At 55.6% G+C, this 24,005-nt stretch carries 23 protein-coding genes; 8 read left to right on the top strand and 15 right to left on the bottom strand.

The genetic code is table 11. The annotated features are described in order from the left end of the window. Nucleotides 1-252: 252 nt before the first annotated feature. The 4 genes from Q1A00_RS03015 to Q1A00_RS03005 all read left to right on the top strand — a co-directional run bounded on the left by Q1A00_RS03015 (nucleotide 253) and on the right by Q1A00_RS03005 (nucleotide 5,322). Nucleotides 253-753, top strand: a complete 501-nt coding sequence (locus Q1A00_RS03015; protein WP_299755186.1) for a hypothetical protein — start codon at nucleotides 253-255, stop codon at nucleotides 751-753. A gap of 6 nt (nucleotides 754-759) precedes the next feature. Beyond that, nucleotides 760-960, top strand: a complete 201-nt coding sequence (locus Q1A00_RS18450; RefSeq protein ID WP_366917410.1) for a BsuBI/PstI family type II restriction endonuclease — start codon at nucleotides 760-762, stop codon at nucleotides 958-960. A gap of 464 nt (nucleotides 961-1,424) precedes the next feature. Then, nucleotides 1,425-3,284: a hypothetical protein gene (locus Q1A00_RS03010; protein ID WP_299755183.1), complete on the top strand. Its 1,860-nt coding sequence runs from the start codon at nucleotides 1,425-1,427 to the stop codon at nucleotides 3,282-3,284. Between the two features lie 139 nt (nucleotides 3,285-3,423). Then, entirely contained in the window at nucleotides 3,424-5,322 is a 1,899-nt protein-coding gene (locus Q1A00_RS03005) for a hypothetical protein (RefSeq protein WP_298401883.1), read from the top strand. A 56-nt stretch (nucleotides 5,323-5,378) separates the two neighbouring features. On the opposite strand, the gene Q1A00_RS03000 is transcribed toward Q1A00_RS03005, so the two are convergent. The 14 genes from Q1A00_RS03000 to Q1A00_RS02940 all read right to left on the bottom strand — a co-directional run bounded on the left by Q1A00_RS03000 (nucleotide 5,379) and on the right by Q1A00_RS02940 (nucleotide 19,291). Next, entirely contained in the window at nucleotides 5,379-6,701 is a 1,323-nt protein-coding gene (locus Q1A00_RS03000) for a hemolysin family protein (RefSeq protein WP_298401885.1), read from the bottom strand. A gap of 192 nt (nucleotides 6,702-6,893) precedes the next feature. Beyond that, a complete protein-coding gene (tpiA, locus tag Q1A00_RS02995) occupies nucleotides 6,894-7,646 on the bottom strand; it encodes a triose-phosphate isomerase (protein ID WP_298401887.1) in 753 nt (250 codons plus the stop codon). 11 nt (nucleotides 7,647-7,657) lie between these two features. Continuing rightward, nucleotides 7,658-8,329, bottom strand: coding sequence for a M50 family metallopeptidase (locus tag Q1A00_RS02990; RefSeq protein ID WP_299643447.1), 672 nt, complete (start codon nucleotides 8,327-8,329; stop codon nucleotides 7,658-7,660). A gap of 168 nt (nucleotides 8,330-8,497) precedes the next feature. Next, entirely contained in the window at nucleotides 8,498-9,301 is an 804-nt protein-coding gene (locus tag Q1A00_RS02985) for a hypothetical protein (protein ID WP_298401889.1), read from the bottom strand. Between the two features lie 276 nt (nucleotides 9,302-9,577). Then, a complete protein-coding gene (locus Q1A00_RS02980; RefSeq protein WP_298401890.1) occupies nucleotides 9,578-9,940 on the bottom strand; it encodes a YraN family protein in 363 nt (120 codons plus the stop codon). Beyond that, complete coding sequence (locus Q1A00_RS02975) at nucleotides 9,927-10,412, bottom strand: HNH endonuclease (RefSeq protein ID WP_245669054.1); 486 nt, start codon at nucleotides 10,410-10,412, stop codon at nucleotides 9,927-9,929. Before Q1A00_RS02975 ends, Q1A00_RS02980 begins: the two co-directional genes overlap by 14 nt. 342 nt (nucleotides 10,413-10,754) lie before the next feature. Beyond that, nucleotides 10,755-12,428: a spermidine synthase gene (locus Q1A00_RS02970; protein ID WP_298401893.1), complete on the bottom strand. Its 1,674-nt coding sequence runs from the start codon at nucleotides 12,426-12,428 to the stop codon at nucleotides 10,755-10,757. A gap of 43 nt (nucleotides 12,429-12,471) precedes the next feature. After that, entirely contained in the window at nucleotides 12,472-12,729 is a 258-nt protein-coding gene (locus tag Q1A00_RS02965; protein ID WP_298401895.1) for a YggT family protein, read from the bottom strand. A 1-nt stretch (nucleotide 12,730) separates the two neighbouring features. Continuing rightward, nucleotides 12,731-14,038 (bottom strand): histidinol dehydrogenase, encoded by a 1,308-nt coding sequence (gene hisD, locus Q1A00_RS02960; protein WP_298401897.1) that lies wholly within the window; start codon nucleotides 14,036-14,038, stop codon nucleotides 12,731-12,733. 92 nt (nucleotides 14,039-14,130) lie between these two features. Further along, nucleotides 14,131-15,333, bottom strand: coding sequence for a trypsin-like peptidase domain-containing protein (locus tag Q1A00_RS02955; RefSeq protein ID WP_298401899.1), 1,203 nt, complete (start codon nucleotides 15,331-15,333; stop codon nucleotides 14,131-14,133). 177 nt (nucleotides 15,334-15,510) lie between these two features. Continuing rightward, complete coding sequence (locus Q1A00_RS18445) at nucleotides 15,511-15,639, bottom strand: AvaI/BsoBI family type II restriction endonuclease (RefSeq protein WP_366144852.1); 129 nt, start codon at nucleotides 15,637-15,639, stop codon at nucleotides 15,511-15,513. A 934-nt stretch (nucleotides 15,640-16,573) separates the two neighbouring features. Then, complete coding sequence (locus tag Q1A00_RS02950) at nucleotides 16,574-17,095, bottom strand: DUF2085 domain-containing protein (RefSeq protein WP_298401901.1); 522 nt, start codon at nucleotides 17,093-17,095, stop codon at nucleotides 16,574-16,576. A 118-nt stretch (nucleotides 17,096-17,213) separates the two neighbouring features. Then, the gene (locus Q1A00_RS02945; protein ID WP_298401903.1) at nucleotides 17,214-18,218 is read right to left on the bottom strand and encodes a phytoene/squalene synthase family protein; all 1,005 of its coding nucleotides are present in this window, start codon (nucleotides 18,216-18,218) and stop codon (nucleotides 17,214-17,216) included. 125 nt (nucleotides 18,219-18,343) lie between these two features. Further along, a complete protein-coding gene (locus tag Q1A00_RS02940) occupies nucleotides 18,344-19,291 on the bottom strand; it encodes a B12-binding domain-containing protein (protein ID WP_298401905.1) in 948 nt (315 codons plus the stop codon). 250 nt (nucleotides 19,292-19,541) lie between these two features. Here Q1A00_RS02940 and Q1A00_RS02935 point away from each other — a divergent pair, with 250 nt between their 5' ends. Together Q1A00_RS02935 and Q1A00_RS02930 are read left to right on the top strand one after the other, a co-directional pair. Next, nucleotides 19,542-20,519 (top strand): GDP-mannose 4,6-dehydratase, encoded by a 978-nt coding sequence (locus Q1A00_RS02935; protein ID WP_298401910.1) that lies wholly within the window; start codon nucleotides 19,542-19,544, stop codon nucleotides 20,517-20,519. Nucleotides 20,520-20,636: 117 nt separating this feature from the next. Next, complete coding sequence (locus Q1A00_RS02930; RefSeq protein ID WP_298401913.1) at nucleotides 20,637-21,749, top strand: NDP-sugar synthase; 1,113 nt, start codon at nucleotides 20,637-20,639, stop codon at nucleotides 21,747-21,749. Between the two features lie 149 nt (nucleotides 21,750-21,898). Here Q1A00_RS02930 and mscL read toward each other — a convergent pair whose 3' ends face one another. Further along, nucleotides 21,899-22,324 carry a large conductance mechanosensitive channel protein MscL gene (gene mscL, locus Q1A00_RS02925; RefSeq protein WP_298401915.1) on the bottom strand — a complete coding sequence of 142 codons (426 nt, stop codon included), beginning with the start codon at nucleotides 22,322-22,324 and terminating at the stop codon, nucleotides 21,899-21,901. A gap of 693 nt (nucleotides 22,325-23,017) precedes the next feature. Here mscL and Q1A00_RS02920 point away from each other — a divergent pair. Together Q1A00_RS02920 and Q1A00_RS02915 are read left to right on the top strand one after the other, a co-directional pair. Continuing rightward, nucleotides 23,018-23,347: a hypothetical protein gene (locus tag Q1A00_RS02920; RefSeq protein WP_298401917.1), complete on the top strand. Its 330-nt coding sequence runs from the start codon at nucleotides 23,018-23,020 to the stop codon at nucleotides 23,345-23,347. A 25-nt stretch (nucleotides 23,348-23,372) separates the two neighbouring features. Beyond that, nucleotides 23,373-23,816 carry a universal stress protein gene (locus Q1A00_RS02915; protein ID WP_298401920.1) on the top strand — a complete coding sequence of 148 codons (444 nt, stop codon included), beginning with the start codon at nucleotides 23,373-23,375 and terminating at the stop codon, nucleotides 23,814-23,816. Nucleotides 23,817-24,005 lie beyond the last annotated feature (189 nt).

The following is a 24,005-nucleotide window of genomic DNA, read 5'->3' as shown; positions in this document are numbered from 1 at the left end:
GCCTTCTGAGACATATTCACGCCTCTGGTCATGGAATAGATCTCGCTTTTGCCAAAGGATTAACAATATTTCTTAATTCGACACAGGCTGACCGTTTATTTCGTGCATTTAGTGGCCACACTCAAGTCAACGCTACCGATTTACGTCTATTTTCACATCCACACCGTGAAGCACTAGAACAAATTGGCACCTTGATAAAGAGTGTTAGTCTTTCGCAAACAGAGATTGATATCATCATAGAGGAATTGGTATATGAACGATCATTATCTTGATCATCTGCGCCGAGAAAAGCTCGATCAGGCGATTAGCATACCCAAAGCACTTCATTTTGGCCCACGCCAATCAAATGAAGTTGCAGGGTACACCCTGCTCACACTCGCCGATCTTCGTCCAGACCAAAAATGGAGTGAGGCAACGGCACCTCTGCGTGGAATAAAGGGGATTATTGATTTTATGAGAGAATACTATAACGTATCTTACGCACCAAACACACGCGAAACGATCCGTGATGAGGCAGTCGAATACTTTGTTTCTACCGGATTATTACTAACAAACCCTGACAACCCAAATTGGCCAACGAACAGTGGTAAATACGTATATCAGATAACCAATGAAACATTGCAATTACTCAAGAATTTCAATACCGAGCAATGGAATAACACCTCGAAGATATATTTAGAACAGATTGAACCGATCAGACAAGAATTGACAAGGATGCGAAAAGCAGCAGATATATCATTAACCTTCTCCTAAAGCACAATAATAAACATATCTCCCGGTGGACAAAACCTGTTAATCGAACCCTTCCGTCCTCGATTTGCACAAAATGGAATTGTTGTCGATGTTGGCGATGCGCGTAATCCTTATATAAATGATGGGTATCTCAAGAATTTAGGAATAAATCTTGGATTATCTGCAAAGATGCCCGATGTCATTGTGTTCGGTGCACCTCACAAATGACTTCTGCCCAGCGAAGCGGTAACGAGTACCGGTTCAATTCTGGATAACCGCAGGTCGTGGCACGTCTGTGCGATCCTGCTGCTAGGCAGCACGGTAGCCAGACGACGATAAACACTTACTCAGCACTACTAGCCGTTTAATCACCCTTGACCAATATCTGTTCACTCAATCACCTCGAATGCCAGATTAATCGAACAAGATCCCTAAATTGACGCAACTTTCTCATTTTTACACTTAAATAAATTGCACCAAAAATCACAATATACACATTTACAGCCAGTTTAACCGTTAAAATTTTATATTAATGAGATCAAAAACCAATTATTCAAACACTTCTGTTATCAATTATCATTTCATTTTCACCGTCTTTCTACGAAATTCTCAGCAAAATATAGGAACTTTTTTCATTTTTACGTCGTATCCTATATGTAATAGCGGCAGCGGTATAAGCGAAGGAGGCTTGTATGAACCGGCTGCGTATCCTCTGGAGTGCGATCACCCTGATGGTTGCGCTGATGATCAGCGGCGCGACACCGCTGATAGCAGCGCCTTTCTCCGGTCGCACCACTTTTGCCGACCCGCGCTTTGCATCTGTCTGGACCCGCACCGACGGCGAAGCGGTGCGCGGCGGGCGCACATGGTATTGGGGGCCGGGGCCGTGGTTCGATTACGGTGAGTTTTACCGGCAAAGCCCCAATAGCGCGCGCACCGTGCAGTATTTCGACAAAGCACGGATGGAGATTAACAATCCGGCTGAGGGTATTGTCACCAACGGCTTGCTCGTAAAGGAGCTTATCAGTGGACGAATGCAACTCGGCGATGATCCCTTCGATGTCAGTTATCGCGAAGGCTCGGATGTGCCGGTCGCCGGCAATCCACGGGCAGCCAATACCGTTGCCCCCGGCTATCGCGACTTTGCCGGCATTGCCACCATCGACAACGGCTACCGCGATCCAGCTCGGCTCAATCAGCGGGTGAACACTGTTATCTCGCGCAGCGGCAATATCAGTGTGCGCGATGACCTTGCCAAACCCGAAACCACCATTGTCCAATACAACAGCGTTACCGGCCACAATATTCCAAAAATCTTCTGGGATTTCATGAACCAACGTGGGCGGGTAATGGAGAATGGCCGCATCGTAACGGCGCCGATCGTAGATTGGCTGTTCGCAATGGGCTATCCGATCACCGATCCCTACTGGGTGCGGGCAGTGATCGGCGATGCCGAACGCGACGTATTGGTGCAACTCTTCGAGCGGCGCGTACTGACCTACACCCCCGATAATCCGGCTGGCTATCAGGTCGAGATGGGCAACGTCGGTCAACACTACTTCCAATGGCGCTACCCGCACCTTGGCATGCCGTGGGTCACACCCGATCCAGTGACACCACTGATTTACGCCTCGAATATTGATACCGGTAGCCATTGGGAACTGTACCGGGCTACCTTTAACGGCGGCGGCCAACGCCTCACCTTCAACAACGGCGAGACAGTCGCCTTCTCGTGGCGGCGCAGTTGGGACCCTGCACAACAGTACCTGATCGTTGACTCACGACGCAATAGCCCGAACTATCGCCAGATTTACGCCCTCAACAATATTGCTGCCGACTCAGGTGAGCCAGCACCGGGTGCCGGTGTGATCCGTATTAGCTACAGCAACACCGATGGTATCTTCCCGCCGCCAGATAACGACTTCTCTCTGATCCCCGGCAGCGAGTACAACGCAATGGTCTCACCGGATGGTAATCTGCTGGCATTTGTTTCGGAACGAAACGGCAACCCCCAGCTTTACCTGCGCCGTTTGAATATCCCGCTGCGCGGCTTTGCGCAACAGATCACCAGCTACGCCGAGGCATGCAACGTCGAAACGCCAACGTGGTCGCCTGATGGTCGTAACCTCTTCTGGGTCACCAATTGCGAAGGCAATTTTGAGGTCTATCGGGCTGACCTTCGCTACTATTACATCGACACCCTCTATGCTGGTCTGGAGCTAGTGAACATTCGTAACCTGACCAACAACGCGGCCAACGACCGCTTCGCTCGCGCCTCGCCCGATGGTAAGAGCATCGCCTTCGCCAGCGACCGTGACGGCAACTGGGAGATCTACGTGATGAACGCCGACGGTAGCAATATCCGCCGCCTCACCAACCATCCCGCTACTGACGACGCCCCCACGTGGTCGTCCGATGGCCGGCAGTTGGCCTTTGCCAGCGATCGTGACGGTGACTTCGAGATTTACATCCTCAACGTCAGCGATGGAGTCATTACCCAACAAGTGACCCAAAACACCGCCCAAGACCGCTGGCCGTTGTGGGCTCAGTAGAGGCGCATGGTGATGCGTCTCCCACGGCGGTGCGCCTCCCACCAGTAGGGGCGGATGGCAATCCGCCCCCACTGCCTTCGACCAATCAGAGAGGGGACATGTAGGATTGCAACCTACCCATAACCAAGGAGGTACCGCTATGCGAACCGTTCACCGAGTTATCGCAATCCTTGTACTGGTCGCTGCTATGCTGACAAACACGACCTTCCTCTCAGCAGCGCCCTTCGCCAACCGTAACGCATTCGCCGATCCGCGCTTTGCTGCCATCTGGACCCGCACCGATAGCGAGGCGGTGCGCGGCGGACGCACGTGGTACTGGGGGCCGGAGCCGTGGTTCGATTCTGCTGAAATCTACACCGATAGCCCACAGACGCTACGTACCGTCCAATACTTTGACAAAGCGCGGATGGAGATTAACAACCCAGCCGATGGTATCGTTACCAACGGTCTGTTGGTCGTTGAGATGGTGAGTGGCAGGTTGCAAACGAGGGACACATTCCTCTTTGATTATCGGTACAGTTGTGCAAATACGCCGGTTGCCGGTAATCCGCGCAGTGCAAATCCGGTAGCACCCGGCTATTGTCAGTTTACGTCGCGAGCAACATTCGATGATAACTTCCGCGAACCGTACCGCGATCCCATCCGCTTGAAAGAACGGATTAGCACTACAATCGATATGAACGGCAATCTCGGTGAACGCCCCGATCTGGCCCGGCCTGAAACGACCATCGTCCAGTACAGTTCTATCACCGGCCACAACATTCCGAAAATCTTCTGGGATTTCATGAATCAGCGTGGGAAAGTGGTTGAAAACGGGCGCGTGGTAACAGCCCCCATCGTTGACTGGCTGTTCACAATGGGCTATCCGATCACCGATCCCTACTGGGTGCGCGCGGTCGTTGGCGATACCGAACGCGATGTACTCGTTCAGCTCTTTGAGCGGCGCGTGCTGACTTACACGCCCAATAACCCTGCCGGTTATCAAGTCGAGATGGGCAATGTCGGTCAGCATTACTTCCAATGGCGCTACCCGCACCTCGGTATGCCGTGGGCAGCCCCCGATCCGGTCACCCCGCTGATCTACGCCTCGACCATCGACACCGGCAGCCACTGGGAACTGTACCGAGCCACCTTCAACGGCAGTGGTCAGCGTCTCACCTACAATCCCGCTGAAACAGTCGCTTATTCATGGCTCCGTAGTTGGGACCCTGCCCAGCAGATGCTAGCCATTGACTCAAGACGCAAGCAACCCGAATATCGACAGGTCTATCTCATGAATAATGTTGCTGTCGAGCAAGGGGAGACCGCTGCGAATGCCACGGCAACCCAGATGAGTTACATTGATGGTCATGATTTCTCGCTCATCCCACCATGGCAATATGATGAGTTTCAATCCAAACTCGTCAACGAGTTCAATCCGACAGTTTCACCTGACGGCACCAAACTGCTTGTTGTCTCTGAACGAATGGGGAAGCCAAATATTACGGTATGGCCAATACCCCAAACTACCCATCTCTTGTTTCCTTCGCGATTAACCAACAACGTATCAAATTGCCGTTACGAAAGCCCTTCCTGGTCGCCAAACGGTCGTAGTATTTATTGGGTTAGTGATTGTGACGGCAACTTTGAAATTTTTAGCGCCGATTTGCTTTACCGGCCTCGATATTCAAAAGGAATACCGTTCGTAACCGGCTTCCGCGCCGAACTCACTAACATCCGCAACCTGACTAACAACGCAGCCAACGACCGCTTTGCTCGCGTTTCACCCGACGGCACGCAGATCGCGTTCGCCAGCGACCGTGACGGCAACTGGGAAATTTATGTCATGAATGCCGACGGCAGCAACGTGCGGCGGCTGACCGATCATTCCGCCACTGACGATGCCCCCACGTGGTCGCCCGATGGCCGCCAACTGGCCTTTGCTAGCGACCGCGACGGCGATTTCGAGATTTACATCCTCAACGTTAGCGATGGGGTCATTACCCAACAAGTGACCCAAAATACCGCCCAAGACCGCTGGCCATTGTGGGCTCAGTAGGGCGCACGACGGTGCGTCCCACCGGTAGGGGCGGAGGTCATCCGCCCCACCATCTTCTACGACACCGGCACCACTTTATTACCCGCCTCCGGCTCGCGCGCGATCAACACCTTATCAACCCGCAACCCATCCATATCGACCACCTCAAATCGCCAGCCGCCCCACCGCACCACATCGCCAGCGGTGGGAATCTGGCCGATCAGGCTGATCACCAAGCCGGCCAGCGTCTCGTAACGGTAGGTCTCTTCATCAGGTAACTCATCCACGTCGAGCAACGTGCGCACTTCGTCAATCGGCAATGAACCCTCAACCAGATACGAACCGTCTTCGCGCCGCACAATCGGCGGCGGGGTAGCGTCATCGTACTCGTCATCAATCTCGCCCACAATCTCTTCCAACACATCTTCTAGCGTCACCACCCCTTCAATCCCGCCCAGTTCACCTACCACTAACGCCATATGACGGCGACTGCGGCGAAAGGTGGTCAGCAGTGCTGAAGCGCGGCTGTTTTCAGGGACGTAGAGTGGCGGCGAGACCGCTTCACGCACGAGTGCCTGCTCGCCCTTCTTGCGGTAGAGCAGCAGCAGATCGCGCACGTGCACGATCCCGACAATCTGATCGGGTGTCTCTTCATAGACCGGAAAGCGCGAGTATCCGCTGGCTAACAACTCATCAATAACCTCGCCAAGCGTGCGGTTAGCTTCCACCATCTCGACTTCGTGGCGCGGGGTCATAATGTGGCGCACGGCCCGATCGCTAAATTTGAAGACCCGATCAATAAACTGCTGCTCCTGCGGCTCAACCTCGCCAGTTTCCGCCCCCTCCCGCACCAGCGCCCGAATATCCTCTTCGGTGATGCGCTCTTCTTCCACATTCGCCCGCCCGATCAGGGTCAAGACCAGACGGGTAGACAAGCTGAGCAGCACGATAATCGGCGTGCTAATCCGGGCCAGCAACAGCATTGGGCGTGCCATCAGCGTCGCGATCGCTTCGGCACTCTGCAACGCAATCCGCTTCGGCACGAGCTCGCCCAACACCAGCGACAGATACGTCACCAGCAGCACCACCAGAAATTGAGCGAGTTGGTTGGCATACGGCGCTAATAGCGGATACCCGGCGATCCAAGGCGCAAGTTGGCCGGTCAAGGTTGCGCCGGCAAAGACGCCATTCAGCGTGCCAATCAGCGTAATCCCGATCTGCACTGCCGAGAGAAAGCGATCGGGGTCGTCTTGCAATTGCAACGCGATCGCCGCCCCCCGGCTGCCATCCTCGGCACGTTGCTCAAGCCGCCCGCGTCGCGCCGAGACGACCGCCAGTTCGGTAGCGGCAAAAGCACCGTTCGCTAATGCCAATGCAATAATGATCAACAATTCCTGCATGAGTTTCGTTTGCAATCAAGATGGTATCTAAGTGATTAGGCTATTTCTATTGTAATGACCACGAGCACATATGAATATTTCACACAAGTTGCACCTCTGCGATCCGGTGCCTACGGCATACAAGCACAAACGGCGACGGTTGAAGCAACCGTCGCCTGCCAAACTTTGCCCTACGCTACGTTCAGGTTCCATTTACTGATAGTTGATAATCCGGAGAAAACTTGCAGCCTGCAAGGATGCGCCGCCAACTAGGACGCCATCAATGTCAGGCTGGGACATCAATTCGTCAATATTGTCCGGCTTCACGCTCCCGCCGTATTGAATCCGCACCGTAGCGGCAATTTCAGCGCCGTACAGATCGGCTAGGGTGGCCCGGATCGCAGCGTGCATCGCCTGCGCATCCGCCGGGGTCGCCGTGTCACCGGTGCCAATCGCCCAAATCGGCTCGTAAGCGATCACCACATCCGCCATCTGTTCCGGCGTCACCTCAACCAACGCCGCCCGCACCTGTGCCGTCACAATCGGCTCGGCCTGCCCAGCATCGCGCTGCGGCTTGCTCTCGCCGACACAGACAATTGGGCGCAAGCCATGCGCCAACGCCGTCCGCAACTTCCGATTGACGAACGCATCGCTTTCGCCAAAATACTGCCGCCGCTCGCTGTGGCCGACAATCACATACCGGCAGCCAACGTCGGCCAGCATCACCGGCGACACCTCGCCGGTAAAAGCTCCCTGCGCTTCGGGGTAGAGATTCTGCGCCCCTAACCCCAACTGGCTGCCGGCTACCAATGGCGCCACCGCAGCCAACGAGGTAAACGGCGGGCATACAATCGCTTCCCGATCGGCCAACGGGCCGAGACCGGCGAGCAGATCGCGCACGAGCGCCGTCGCCTCACCGATCGTCTTATACATCTTCCAATTGCCGGCAATCAAGGGAGTACGCATCGCATCCTCATCTAAAACATCCGGGCCAGCGTCTGCAATACCCCAAACAGTGCGCTATCACTGAGTAAGAAGGTCAAGCCGACGCCAATCGCCACGGTGACGGCAAAGACTTTCCAATCCCATGCCAGCACCTTCGCGCCGTCAAACGGGCCAGCCGGGATCATATTAAACAAGCCAATCCAAGCGTTGAAGCGAAACCCAACGTAACAGATAGTGATCCAGAGGTCAAACGCCGGCGGGCGCAGCACCATGATCGGAACGAAGAGGAAGAGAAAGAGGACTGACAACACCAAATTTGTCACCGGCCCGGCCAGCGCAATAATCCCGCTCTGGCGCACGGTGAGCTGGCCGCGGTGCCAGACCGCACCCGGTGCTGCGATAAAAATGCCCAAGAAACTAATCAGAATTGACAACAGCAACCAGCGATCGTTAGCCAGAAAATGGGCTTGCGCGCCATAGCCGCGCGCCACTACCCGATGGGCTAATTCGTGTAGCACAAACCCGATCCCGGCTACAATCGCAGCCACGATGAGATTAATCACAAACTCGCTGCTGAGCAAGCGCGATGCGCCGGTCTGCATAATCGCGAAGGCCAGCGTCGTCCCTGCCCATGCCTTGAGCAGTTCGAAGTTATCATTCGGCGGGCGACTAAAGATGTCGTCAAATGAGGTGAAATCGCGCACGAAGGTTTCCACTACAACTGTTCGGATACGTCTCCTCACAATTATAGCATATCGCTACGCCAAACAACGGGAGCGGCACTGTACGGTGCCTAAGCTAGAGCACCGTAGCAAGCGAGGAAAAAGGCATACGGCGCAGCCTTATTGCTGCGCCATCACCAAACAGTGGCGCTACTGCCGGCGAATAATCTCAACAAGCTCTTCGAGCGAGAGCTGTGAGAAGTGGCGCGGTGGCGCTTTCGGCGTGCCGCAGAGCAAGAGACGGTGGCTAGGGTGCAGATACCAGTCGGCTTGGCTGTCACACTGGCGCAGCGTTTCGTACACTGGTTGCAAATCAACGCTCGAGCGGCGCTGGGCCGTTACCCCCATATAGCCGCGCCGGTCGCGGTAGGCAAACAGCACCGCGCCATAGCTAAACGCTAGCCGCGACGAGCCACCGTCGGCACTCTGCACCGCAATCCCTAACCCCCACGGCGTGTCAAATTCAAGCCGGTGCCGGAACGCTTGCTCAAACCGCAACTGGCGCACCTCGTGCTCGTACCACGCATCGAGATTGGCCAGCATCGCCTGCGCAACGTGATGAGGCCGATTCGGGTAGAGTGCATTGTACCCAGCAATTAAATCGGTAATATTGAAAAAGACATGCCCCGGCCGGTAATCGGCATGATCGATCCGCGTTACCTGATCAACTAATCGGCGTAGGGCTTCATCGTTTGGCGCGACGGCCCGCCGCACTAGCTCAGCCGCGCTGAGCGTCGGATCGTTGGTTTGGTGATGGTCAAACCGGCCACCGCCGGTGTCGACGTGAATTACGTGAGGATCAGAATCGACCGGCTGATCCCGCCACGTTCGCCCGGCTGGCACAAATTGTAAATCGGCATCTTTCGCCGGGCCAAACCGCATCAACAGCCAGATTGCGGTGAGGCAGTCGAGATCAGGGGCCAGATGACCCACAATCGTCAACGGCGTTTCCACACAGCAAACATTTCTAGAGCATTACTCGCTTCACATGCCCGATAGCCCGGTTGCGCACTATCGCCCAAGCCCCACAACTTGATCGTGCGCCGCTGTTTCGCAGCGAGAAATGCTACGACTTCTCTAAATGTCAAATCTTGTGCGTAATATAGCATAGCTGGCGCAGTTCCTCAAGTGGGCTGCGCCCCTCAATTGGCCTCATGATACACGATCAATGACTACTTTGGATTGTGATGATATGCACAGATTTGCGCGGGACGGCGGGCTGGGCTAGCGCTACTCTTCGCCGATTGCCGCGATGATGTGGTCACTGACCACGAGACTACCGCCGGTGATGGTCAAGGCGACTACATCAATCCGCCAGTCAGTCGTCGAGGGAATGTTGTGCTCAGCGAGGTAGTGGTACGCAAGGGTTATCAATCGTTGCCGCTTTTGCGCCGTAATCGATTCAAGTGCGTATTCATCGCGGCGCGTGCGCACTTCGACAAAAACAATCTGGTCGCCGTCACGGGCGACCAGATCGATTTCGCCGCTGCGACAACGCCAGTTGCGGGTGACCATCGTGTAACCGCACCGCTCGAGATAGGCGGCGGCTATTTGTTCACCCTTATCACCCAGTCGGCGTTTAGGTGTAGGCATACTTGCGCCAGACATCGTGCCGCTCTAGCTCGCCGAGGAGGGCAAAGGCCAGATACTGCGGCTGGCGCGGCGTCGATAGCAACACCATGTTCGCCTGTTCGGGGGTGCGCCCGCCTTTGCGATGGTTGCAGTCGCGGCAGGCTGTCACCACATTATCCCACGTTGTCAGCCCGCCTTGCGAGCGTGGCACTACGTGATCCATCGTCAGATGCGCTCGGCCCGGCTGCTGGCCACAATACTGGCAAGTCTCGCGATCACGGGCAAAGACGCCGCGCCGCGAGCAGGGCAGCCGTAATTGGCGCGGAATGCGGATATACCGCACCAGCCGGATGACCAGTGGAACGCTGTACGTGACCGATTGGGCACGCAGATGCTGCATCGCCGCTTCGACGAGCTCGGCTTTTTCTTGCAAGAGGAGGACGAGCGCGCGTCGCACTGAAATCAGTTGCAGCGGCTCATAACTTGCGTTCAAAACGAGAACTCGCTGTGCCAAGTGACACCCCCCTTAACATGAACCGATGTTATCACGATAACAAAGGCTCTTGCCCGGGGGCGTCATGGCCCCGCGCTAGAGCGGCCTGATGCGGTTCGCGGAGGATACAGCCCGAATCGCGCGCAACGCCGCACTGTCGCCGCCCATACTGCGCCGGCACCGGTGACGTGACGCGCAGTAACAAGCAGCTTGCCCGGCTGATGCCGAACAGTAACGGTAGCGGTGTTGCAACGGCGAATTGCCCATCAAATTCGATCCTATCCGAAACAGTCTGGCTGACCGATATAAAGGTAACATGGGTTGCGCAAAGTTGTCAACCCGCTACTGACCGATTTTGCCCGCTTCACTGAAAATCAGGCCGTCAATCAATTGTTCTACCGGTGCATGGTCATCGGTAAAGGGCCGGAATTGCGCCATCGCCGGCGTAAATTCGCGTAACGGCCCAAACCGGCCTTCATAGAGCGACCAGTACATCACCAGTTGTAAGGCCGGTATGTCAATCCGGGCCGCATTTTCGATGAAATTGACAACGCCGTCTCCCACCGGCTGGTTGACGCCAATCACGATTGCATTGCTAAACCGGGTGTCGATAATGTATACCTGCGGGAAGACAGCAACCATCGTCGAGGCCAGCGCATTCACCAGCCGGTCATCGCCGCTGGCTGGCCGGCCAGCATTTACCACGGCGACGCCGCGTGGGGTCAGCTTGGCTTTCACTTCCTGAAAAAACTCAACCGTCGTCAGGTGAAAGGGTATATACGGCTGGTGGTAGGCGTCCATGCCGATTACGTCATATCGCCGATCAGTCTGCACCAACCAGTAGCGAGCATCTTCGTTGTAGGTCGTGAAATACGGTGCTTGCGCTGTGCCGTCGGCCATGTCAAAGTAGCGCCGCCCGACTTCACTGATTTTACGGTCGATTTCTACCGCGTCGATGACTGTATCCGGCCCGTAAATTGCCAGAAACTGCTGGGCAATGCTACCCGCCGCCGCCCCTAGCAACGCCAACGAGCGGATATCAGCCGGGTTTGTGTTGGGGTAGAGGTACGGTGCGACGGTGAAGTAGTCCCACGGCCCGCCGTCGGTCAGCAGATCGAGCGGGTCGCCGGTTTCGCGGTATTTCAACCGGTAGATCGAGTGCAATGCCAACCCTTCGTTCAGAATCAGCACCCGCCGCCGGTCAACCGTGCCGCTCGCATACGTAACTTCCTGCTCGGCCACTTGGATGTAGTTGTAGTCAGATTCGTATTCGGCAATCAAGCGGCAGTTGCGGCAATCGGCCGCTTTGATCGCTCCGGTATTGAGTTGGTAAGCGGCGGCCAGCAAAGCGACTGTCGCTACCAGTAGCAGACCGCGCGGATCGCGCAGCCCGATCAGACTGAGCACAACCAAGAAGCCGGCAAAGAGGAAGAGCGTGCTGGCGACGCCGATGGTTGGGATCAGCACCAAGACGGTCAAAAAGGTGCCGATAATCGAGCCGATGGTCGAGAGCGCCGAGATGGTACCGGCAGTGCGTCCGGCCCGTTCGACATCTTCGGCTTGGCGCAGTTGCAGCCGGATAGCAAACGGACCCACCATTGCCATCAGCGTGACCGGCACAGCAAACAGTAAGATGACGCCGATCAGCGCGGCCAGAAAACCGCCAGCGGCGACATTGCGCAGCGCGCCTTGCGCAACGCTCAGGATCGGGCGGGCAATGAACGGAATGATCGCACAGCTCAGGCCAGCCCAGCCGATCAGTTGAAACAAGAGGCGCCAATCGGGCCGCCGATCGGCAAGCACCCCGCCCAACCGGTAGCCTACCGCTAAATAAACCAGCGTCATCCCGATCACCACGGCCCAGATCGGCTGGGAAGTGCCAAAAAAGGGCGCCAACATACGCGGCATCACCATCTCGATGCCGAGTGTACCGATCCCGGCCAGAAAAACCACGGCGAGCAATAGCCGATCGTTGCCAGCTCGCCGCGCACTTATCGGAAAGGTTTTATCAGCCATTCACCCATCCGCTTACACTGGTGGGGTTACCCCCACCGTCATCTCACCGAATTGCACTAATGATTAGGCGTTCAAGAAGTTGCAAGACGAGCATTGCCACAATCGGCGAGAGGTCAAACATGCCGAAATTGGGCATGATACTCCGGATCGGCCCCAGAATCGGCTCGGTAATCTCTTGCAGAAAGCGTGTCACCGGAAAGTTACCCTGCGGATCAATCCACGAGGCCAGTACCCGCCCTAAAATGGCATAAAACAGCACGGTAAATAAAATACTGACAAAGCTTACCAAAAAGCCTGACATCTTACTCCCTCCCGTCGGTATCGAGTGATTCAAGCCGGACGCGCACCGCTGCCGCGTGGGCAAACAAACTTTCAGCTTCGGCTAGCCGCATCGCTGCCGGGCCGATCCGGCTTAACCCGGCCCGATTCATCCCTACGAGCGAGATGACTTTGCGAAAACTGTCAACGTTGACCGGCGATGCGTAGCGTGCCGTGCCTTCGGTGGGCATGATGTGCGACGGCCCCGCCACATAGTCGCCCAACACTTCAAACGACTCTTCACCCAAAAAGATGCCGCCGGCATTGCGTACCTCGCCGACATATGACCACGGCTCGGCAATCAGTAGGCAGAGATGCTCTGGCCCATACTCATTGGCCAAGCTAAACGCCGTTGCTAGATCGGGCACCAGCACAATCCCGCCACGCTGTGTGACCGCTTCGCGCGCCGCGCGGGCGTTTGCGACGGGTAATGCCGCCAGTTGCCGCTCGACTTCGTGCTGCACCTGTTCGGCCAAAACCTGATCGGTGGTCAGCAAAATGGCGCTTGCTTCGACATGCTCAGCTTGCGCCAATAAATCAGCGGCTACGGCGCGCGGGTTGGCCGTCTGATCAGCGATAATCAGCGTCTCGGTCGGCCCCGGCAAGCTGACCACTCCCACCGTGCCATACACCATCCGCATTGCGTGTATCACGTACCGGTTCCCCGGCCCGGCCACCGTATCAACCCGCGGGATGCTCTCGGTGCCGTAGGCAAGCGCCGCTATTGCCTGCGCGCCGCCTACTGCGAACATCCGGTCAACACCGGCTAGATGGGCCGCCGCCATCACGATCGCGGCTGGTTCACCGGTAGCCCGCTGTGGCGGCGAACAGACCACAATCTCACGCACACCGGCTACCCGTGCTGGCACCGCAGCGTGGATCAGCGATGACGGCAGCGGCGCCGCCCCTCCCGGCACATAAATCCCAACCCGGTCAAGTGGGCGTACAATCTGGCCCAGCGCTCCTTCGACCCCAAATTCGACCCATGAGTTGCGGAGTTGCCGCTCGTGGAAGCGGCGAATTTCGCTAATCGCCAGCAACAGCGCGCGGCGCAACGCCGGATCAAGATCGGCAGCCGCTGCCGCCCACCGCTCCCGCGGTATCTCAATCGCCATCTGATCTACGCCGTCGAAACGCAAGCTGTACTCGCGCAGCGCGTTATCGCCCCGTTGCCGCACATCGGCAATAATCTCGGCGACGGTGCGGGTCGTTGCGGCATCATCGTCAAGCGGTGTCCGCCGCAAAATACCAACGCGGGCAGCATTAAGATCACGAATGATAGGGATTGCCATCGCTGCTCACTCTTCATACTACCGGCCACCCCCTCCAGCGAGAAGTGGCGCTTTCCTCGCTATGTTATTGTCATTCTACCGCACCTTGCCGACTACGGTCGCGCCGTCAATGTCAAAACCACCTCGAGTTGCTCGGCACCACGTTGGAGCGTAAGCGTCACTTGCTCTCCTATCGCAAACTGATCGAGTAGGCCAATAAGCTGGTCGCTCGAAAAGATTGGTATGCCATTACAAGCGAGGATGATGTCGCCGCCAACCCGTACCGGCAAGCCGCGGTAGGTTGCTTCCGTCTCACTCCCACGTAAACCAGCTCGCTCGGCTGGGCTATTTGGTTGGACAACGCCAACCAGTACCCCACGGTTGACCGGCAAACCGAATCGGTTGGCGAAGAGGGTATCTACCGTTGTCATGCTTACTCCAAGCCACGGATGATCGTAGCGCCCCTTGCCAATCAATACCGGCACAACCCGCGCAATTGTCTGCGCCGGCACCGCATAACCAACCCCCTCGAAATCGCGCCCGCCGAGACTGACCGCTATCGCTGTATTGATCCCAATCACTTCGCCGCGCAAATTGAGCAAGGGGCCGCCCGAATTGCCGGGATTGATCGCGGCATCGGTCTGGATGACGTTAGGGATACTGAAACTGCCGAAGCTGCGGGTTGGCCCGCGCAAGGTGCGACCCAACCCGCTAATCACCCCCACTGTGAGCGTATTCTGCTCGCCAAACGGGCTGCCAATCGCGACTGCGATCTGCCCCACCTGCACCGTCCGGCTATCACCCAACGGTAACGGTGTCATACCCTCCGGCAAGCTCGTCACTTTAATCACGGCTAAATCGCTATCGGGATCGCTGCCAATCAGATCGGCAATCACTGTTGCCCCGTTGGCAAAGCGTACCTGTATCTGCGTCGCACTGTCCACCACGTGATGGTTGGTGATTATATGGCCCTGATCATCAAACAAAAACCCAGACCCTTGCCCAGTTGGTCCATCAGGTGTGATTGGTGGATGGCCCGGCGGCAGATTGGCACTTTGATCAACTACCACGTCAAGGCTGACAACCGCTTGGCTGGCGCGCTGGTACAACGAAATGAGCAATTGCTCGTACTCGGTAAACTCCGCTTCATTCATCGTACTTACTGCTACCGAAGCGATTGGTGGCACCGGCGCATCGGTGGGCCGCACCGGAGGCGCCGTCGGTGTGGGGGCAATGTTTACCGGTGCGATGGGTAAGTCTGCACGAGAACAGGCGGTGAGCAGGACGATGAAGCATATGATAAGCCACTGACGCATAGTGCAGTCTCCTAGGAATGTACGTAAGTGAAGAGTAATTACGAAAAATGTGATATTCAGTGTACCTTGACCGAGCTAAAACAACAAAAAAGAGACAGTAGTATCACTTTTATCGCTTTGTTAGCGTCATTGTGGATACAAATGACTCACGAGTTTGTCGCGCCTACGAAGAAAAGTTTAGGGCGCTTTCCCGAATTGACAAATGCGTCTCGAATCCGATCTAGGGCTACCCCGTGTTAAGAGAAATCTGAACACCAGTTCTTCGACAAATACCTGCCCTGCCGGCTCGCGGAAGTTCTTGATCACATCATTAATGGCACCTCGTTTATCTTTGGGCTGCAAATGACTAAGGGCCTTACCTAATAGTTACTGCTGCAAGGAGAGCTGCTTCTATTGCTGTAATACCTAACAGGTCCTGTGGCTGCTTAGCCAGTCATGCGGTGCATTTGGTTGTAGAACACGCGCACACTCGGCAATGACACAGGCCATCTCATAAAAACACCCTCTCACCATGCTTGGAATACCGTTATTATTTAACATTCCTTGCGCTTTTTGATGCTCTAAATAGCTCAAAATAGCTTGCAAAAATCTTTGTTGATCAGCAATGGATACCGCTGTATCGTTCAAAGTCTTCAGGAGTAAACGCAGTATCAAGAATCTGTTTCGTCTCGATAATTTCACAACCAATAGGTAATAGCTCGCTCCCATCAGCATCTATTCCCATCTCACTTGCAGCAGACAATACTGTTCCACTACCGGCGAAAGGGTTCAATATTTTCCCTGTATGTATGTCTACGCAAATACTCAATCAGCGAAGCTGAAAATACTTTTTTATCGTTGTACCAGCAGTACAATGGCCTTGTTTTATTCGCTTGTAAACTGACAAGAAGGTGCGAAAGCGCCGGTTGAATAACACATTTGCCGGTAAATCGTTGCAACAATTGTTCATCAAGGCAGATGATTTCGTTTAAATGTGTATACTGATCGCTAGCTGAAATCGAAGAAAGCGCATGCAGCATAGTACACCAATCTCCAAGACTTGAATGAGACTAATTAGTTATCCTATTCTATCACGAATGCTCCCCCCTGCCCAAGTTATTGCTTGTTGCCTCCTTCGTTCATGCTCAATCGTTGCAGTCAATTGCCGGAGACAACAAAACCGGCGAGAGGTCATTTCGCCTGCCACTCTCGCCGGTCGTGTCAACCTCTACACCGTAATGTCTCTATCGTGAACGCTCGTTCATGGTCTGCCGCGCACCGGCCACAAACCGGGCCAAACCGAGGCAAAGAAGAGGCCTGCAGCAAAACCGGCTTGCACACCGTTGAGCAGCAATAACCAGAGGGGGGCAAACCACCAGCCACCGTAGTGACCAACAATCTCAAGCGGCCAGAGCAAGAAGGGAATGGCTGCGATGACGAATCGCAGCGGCCATGCCAGCGAGCGATAGAAGCGCAACACAGCCGGCGCGCGCTCACCGATGCTTAGGCGCGCTAGCCAGAGACCAATCGTCGCCCCCCAACACCGGGCGCACACCGCCATCGGCCAGCCCAACAACCAAAACGAGCGCTCTGGCGTTGGGCAAATATAGGTTGCCAACAGATCACGGGCGAGAACACCGGCATCGCTCACCAGCGGCAACCCAGTCGCGCGGAAGAGCGGCGATGCAATCGGGCCGAGAAAGAGAATCCATAGCAAGAGATCGAACATCCAGCGCGGCCACGGGCGGATCGTCTGCGGCGTTGCCAAAGCGTGTGCAGTCATAGAACCATTCTAGGCTTGAACGGCATTGCATCCATATTAGTGCGGACATTACCAATGGACAGATGCGCAAGCATAGAGCTAGCTCTTGCATCTAGTCAGTACAAACTAGACCGCTCCCTCAACGCGCCTGCTTCTCCAATCGCCGCACATCCCACCAAATGCGCGGCAAGCATGCCACCTTTTCGCGAAAAGGTACATAAGCGCGGCGACTATACGAATCATACCCGTTGGCGACGATTTTATCAAGGATACCCCGGTACACGCACGCCGCAGCGGCAACTGCAAAGCGCACCTCAACCGGCAAGAGCGCAATACCGGGCCAACTCTCGTCGTACAAGCGCTGAGCGCGTTCGATTTGAAACTTCATTAACGCGATAAACCGTTCATCATAGACACGGGCCAAAATATCATCAGCGGTCAGGTCAAAGCGAGCCAACTCATCTTCGGGCAGATACACCCGCTGGCGGGCGGCATCTTCACCAATATCGCGCAAAATATTCGTCAACTGCAACGCCACTCCCAACTTAATCGCGTATGGCGTCGCGTCGGGAGCAGCGCCAGTAATCCCGATCACCAACAACCCGACGACCGAAGCGACCCGGTAGCAATAGAGCCAGAGATCAGCAAAGGTCGCATAGCGCGATATCGTCAGATCCATCGCGACACCGGCCAACAACTCATCGATTAGATGAGGGGCGAGATTGTAGCGTTGGCAAGTATCGGCCCAAGCCAAGAGCACCGGATGCGAAGTGTCAAGGCACGGACGGCGCGCAACTCGCACCCATTCGGCGAGGGCACGAGCTGGATCGGAGGTTGCCATATCCACCGTATCATCGGTCGTGCGGCAAAAGGCGTACAATGCCCGTACTGCCCGGCGCTGCGGCGGCGGCAAAAACTGCGTGCTGAAGAAAAAACTCTTGGAATGGCGTCGGATAATCTGATCGCAGATTGCGTAGGCCTCAGCCAGCGAACGAACCGGTGGCGGCGGGAGTTCATCAGTGTTCGACGAGGCAGGCAGATCGCTGAGATGGAAGAGCTGGGCAAGCTGCTCATCAGCCGGCAAAGCTTGGCTGACCGGCAATCCGTTCCCGCGCGTGATAATCGAGATCGAATTCAGCGACACACCGCACTCCTTTTGTCACATATTCACGCTTATTTGTACTATACGCAATCTTGCGCGTATAGGCAAGCCTGAATCAAGCGTGATTGGTTTGGGTCGCCAATCACGCTTACCCTCCTCGCAAACCATTAGCGACTGCGACTCAGGAGTGCCGCGACGTTTTCCACCGCTTCCTGTGCATCGCGCCCCAAGAATGTGCCCGGCATCTTATGAGTCAAGATCGGGTTGAGGTTGAACGCGCGACCGCCATAGCCAAAGAGCGGTGTTGGCGGTGGCAGTTGTTGCAATGCGCGGCCAATTTCGAGCAGTTGAGTGGCGGTTTCGGTTGTCGAAGCTGACAAACAGACCAAATCAGGCTGAATGTGGCGCACAGCATCAAGCAGGTCTTTCACGGGCACTTCCGGGCCAAGATAGACGACTTGCCAACCGTGCCGCACAAGGAAGACGGCTAGCATCAGTGCGCCGAGATCATGCTGTTCGCTCGGAGCGCAGCCTACCACTACTAACCCGCGGCCCTCAGTCACATTGTAGGTATTAAACAGGCTCGACAACTTGCGCCGGATAAACTGAGTAGCAAAATGTTCAGCGGTCACCGAAATACGCCCAGCATGCCACTGCTCGCCAATCTCGATCATGGCCGGCTGAATCAGCTTCAGGAAGACATCTTCGAGTGGGTAAAGCGCGAATGCCTCACCCAGAATCTGTTCAGCGCGTGTGGCGTCAAAATCGGTCAGCGCGTTGATCATCCGCGCCTGCATCCGATCCCACGTGTGCGGTTCCGTATCGACAGCGGTATTCAACCACGAGAGACTCGTCTCGCTCCCGTCAATCATCAGCGCAATCGCTTGGCTGATGGTCAATCCTTCCGCTGTGCGATCACGAAGCCAACGAATCGTGGCAATATCACGCTCAGAGTAGAGGCGGTGGCCGCCTTCGGTGCGCTGTGGACGCGGCACGCCATAGCGGCGTTCCCATGCGCGGAAGGTGTCGGCCGGCACGCCTGTCTCCTGTGCGACAGCCTTGGTGTTGTATCGCGGCTTGTCTGAAAATTGGGAGAGAAAATGTTGCGGTGCCATCGTTCCGCGACCCTTCCCAGCGCTCAAGCTGTGCTGTAGCGATGGCGCATAATCTTTACACCCGATCTATATCGTACCACGGTTCACAATTACGTGTGCGTTCCCCAAATACATTGAGTGCTGCACAAGCCTTGCGCTAAGCGTGGTACAATGTTGTCAATATTGTAGCATGTTGCACAATCACTGTCAATAAAATGCACAATCAATCGCGATATAATCTCAGCGTATCGCGCTGATTGCAGTCATCACGATGATGCGTGTACTGATCACCGGAATTAACGGTTTTGTCGGCGGCCATCTTGCCGAGTATTTGCTAGCCAGCGGGCGCTGGGAGGTATGGGGGTTGTCGCGCTCGTCTGCAATCGCGCTGCCCGAACTTGCCGGCAAGGTGCAATTGGTGCAAGCCGATCTGGCCGACGCCGAGGCGACGATGCGCGCTATCGTGCAGGTGCGGCCACATATCATCTTCCATCTGGCCGGCCAACCTTTCGTACCCGAGTCATTCCGCGATCCAGCCGGCACCTTGGCCGCCAATACCCTCGGCGCGCTCCACATCTTTCTAACCTTGATTGAATACCGTATGGCTACCCGGGTGTTGGTGATCGGTACGAACGAAGAGTACGGCAAGATCGATCCCGAAGATTTGCCAATCGATGAGAATACCCCCCTGCGCCCAACCAGCCCCTACGGCGTTAGTAAAGCGGCCCAGAGTCTGTTGGCCTTGCAATACTACTACAGCCATGGGCTTGATCTGGTGCGGGTGCGACCCTTTACCCATATCGGCCCGCGCCAAAACGAGCGGTTTGTGACCGCAGCCTTTGCCCGCCAAATCGCTCGCATCGAACTCGGTTTGCAACCGCCGGTCGTGCAGGTGGGCAACCTTGCTGCGCAACGCGATATTTCCGATGTGCGCGATGTGGTGGCAGCCTACGCGCTGCTAGCCGAACATGGTGAAAGCGGTGCAGTGTACAATGTTGGGTCGGGAAAGGCCGTTATGGTGCGCGAGTTGCTCGATATGCTCTTGGCCGAATGCACGGTGCCGGTCGAGGTACGGCTCAACCCCGAATTGATGCGCCCGATCGATATTCCGCTCGTCGTGTGCGACGCGAGCCGCCTACGCGCGCGCACCGGCTGGCAGCCGCGCTATACCCTGCCCGAGACCCTGCACGATGTTTTGACCTACTGGCGCCAACGGGTCCGCGCCGAGGCGTTGGCGGCTGCTGGCTAAGAAAATCGTCACCAAACTGCCAGCGATTGGTAAACTGTTTGTGGTCTACCGGCACTATACTGTGCCTAGCCGTATCAGGATCGTTTAATTGGCAAACCTATCAACAGAAGCAATGCTATGAAAGCTGTCATTCTGGTTGGCGGTCAGGGTACGCGCTTGCGCCCCCTCACTTGCCGCACACCGAAACCAATGTTGCCGCTGGTCAATCAGCCGTTCATTGAGTGGATGCTCTTGCGCTTGCGCGACTATGGCATCCGCGAAGCGATCCTTGCCGTGCAATATCTGGCTGACCGCTTCCGCGCTGCGCTTGGTGATGGTTCTCGCTTAGGAATGAAGTTGCACATTATCGAAGAACCTGAACCACGCGGCACTGCCGGCGCAGTCAAGTATGTTGAGCATCTGCTTGACGGCACCACCTTTATCTTCAACGGCGATGTGATGACCGATCTCGATTTGCAGGCGATGCTCGATTTTCACCGCGAGCGTGGCAGCAAGGTGACGATCTCGCTCACGCCGGTTGATGATCCTACCCAGTTCGGCTTGGTCGAAACCGACCGTGACGGTAGAGTGCGCCGCTTCCTCGAAAAACCGCGACTGGAAGACATTACTACCAACCTTGTCAACGCCGGCACTTACCTGATCGAGCCGGAGATTTTCCGCTACGTGCCGCCAAACCAATTCTACATGTTCGAGCGCGGACTCTTCCCCGTTGTGTTACAGACCGGCGACCCCATGTATGGCTTTCCTTCCCGCGCTTATTGGACAGACATCGGCAAACCGCAAACCTACCTCGATGTCCACCACGATATTCTGATCGGGAAAGTGCAGTACCATTTTCGTGGCCAGCAGATTGGCGAACGGATCTGGATCGAAGGCGAGGCCGAAATCCATTCCAGCGCCCAAATTGTCGGCCCGGTAGTGATTGGTCACGGCACGCGCATTGGGCGCGGCACGCGGATCATTGGCCCGACAGTGATTGGGGCGCGGTGCGAAGTCGGCCCGGAATGCCAGATCGAAGGCGTGGTAATGTGGGATGGGAATGTGATCGAGGAGGGGGCTACGCTGCGCAATTGTGTGCTTGGCGCGGGCAATCGCATTGGTGAGCGTTCGCACGTGACCGATGGCGCCGTTATTAGCGATGAATGCCAGATCGGGCAAGACAACCGGCTCGAACGCGGGATCAGGATCTGGCCGGGTACAGCGCTGGGTGATCGGGCCATTTCGTTTTAGATGCAGCGGAGAAGGGGACACGGATTTGCTCGGTGCCTATCCGTGTCCTCGTTCTTTAGTTTACGGGACACGGGAACGCGGATTGGAACCGTCAGAATCCGTCATGCCCGAATGTACCTGTGTCCTAGTTCCACACAACCACCGGGAAGTTACGAGCGTCTGGCCAACAGATCGCGGATCTCGGCCAGCAATCGTTCGCTTGGCGTCGGCTCGGACTGAGCCGGCGGCGCGGCTGGCTCAGTAGGTTTGGCGAGCATCCGGTTGGCCGTGCGCACGATTAAAAAGACCACGAAGGCAATCAGCAGGAAATTAATCACCGCAGTCAGAAAAGAACCATACGCTAGCACAGGCCCCGCCGCCTGCGCTTCGGCCAGCGTCGTCGCTGGCTGGCCAGCCAGCGGAATGAAGTAATTGCGAAAATCAGCCCGCCCGCCAATGATCAAACCAATGATCGGATTGATGATATCGTCAACCAGTGAGTTAATGATCGCAGTGAATGCCGCGCCAATAATTACGCCAACTGCAAGATCAAGCACACTCCCCCGACTAATAAACTCGCGAAATTCCTTGAGCATACCAACGCCTTCCTGCGAGCACCACAGTATGAAAAGCTACACTCCAACAAGATCAACAGAAACCAGAAAAACCGCTAATTGTACATTACATTTGACGACATGATCATAAACAAGTTGCCATTTCCTGTCAAGTACTTGTTCAATGGTTAATTTTACATTTAAAGGTTATAAAGGCATTAAATATATTCTGACAAAAATGTTGATAATCCTTGTTACGACATTGGCTTATCGAGCGGGGCATTATGTTCATCCAAATAGAGCAAACGTTGCCGAACCCTCGACAAAAGCCAGTCACACCGACAGATCACACGTCCAGATCGGATTTGATCCAGTAGAGTTTGAGTCGCCCCGATCCCGGCTATCCTGCTCGTACCGATCCCGAACTATCCATAATCTTGCCAACCATCCTGTTTCAACCTCACCATTTCCAACGGATTGCGTGGCAAAGCAAGGAGCAGCGTTGTCATGCAACGCTGCTCCCGTTGTAGAGAGTGCGTGCAATAAGACGGCACAGTATGCGCATGCATCTCTTAGGGAAAACTAAGGCAAAATATCGAATCATCAAAGATTGAATATTAGTCCAAAAATCTTCACACACGGTTATGAGCTATTGTCCTCTCGTTGCCCGAATTTGTGATACCGTGTACATAGAATGACTGCTGGCATTAGCTTCAAGCCGGGAAGGTTCAGGCTATGGCACGACCGAAACGACCGCCACATCCGATGATCGCGCGCGCCCGCGCGCATCTGCGCACGATCGCGCCCGATCTGCAATACGCGCCACTGATCTTGCGCACCCTCGACGGGCCGCCGGGAAGCCCGCGCTACGCGGTTTCGGTGGCGCGATGCCAGAACGTTGGCGAATGCCCTTACGATATGACTGATCCGTCGGTCTGTACTGTGCCGAGCTGCGATCTGCGCCGTTCCCTCCGCCTCTTGCTCAATGCCGACGGCAGCTTAGCGCAGGTGATCGAAGGGCACCGGCGCTGGAACCCGCGCCCGCTTGACGATATTGGCCCCTAGATAGTCTAGCAACAAGGAGGTTGCGATGTACCGCCACATTCTCGTCCCGCTCGATGGCTCGGCGCTGGCCGAGCAAGTGCTACCCCACGTCCACGCACTCGCTGCCAACGAAGGCACGGTGAAGATCACGCTGCTGCGGGCGGTGCCGCCGATCTTTACCACCAGCGTTGATTACAGCGGTATGCTGGCGACCACGGCTGATGCGATCACCACGATGGAGCAAGAGGCGTTAGAGTATCTCAATCAGATCGCCAAGCAGTTCCAGAGCGAAGGTTATCAGGTACACACCGAGATTAGCGCGTTACCGCCGGCTGAAGCAATTATTGAATACGCTGAGAATCACGATGTCGATCTGATTGTGATCGCAACCCATGGCCGCAGCGGCATCAGCCGCTGGGTGTTCGGCAGCGTCACCCAAAAGGTGGTGCAGGTCACACCCACGCCGGTACTGGTCATCCGCCCCAAGTAATCGTAAAGACGCACAGCAGTGCATCTCTACGATGGTGGAGACACACTGCTGTGCGTCGCTATGATATGATTGCCCTGTGAATTGGCTGTGCAAAGGTTGTGTTGCGCTGTTCCCTCTTGACGCAACCATGACAACCCTGATAATCTGTTCTTAACAAAAATTTTTTCCTTTCCAGCACACGCCCATCGG

It is taken from the genome of uncultured Chloroflexus sp. (assembly GCF_938091255.1).
Classification (GTDB): Bacteria; Chloroflexota; Chloroflexia; order Chloroflexales; family Chloroflexaceae; genus Chloroflexus.
This window is presented reverse-complemented; position numbering and strand designations above follow the sequence as displayed.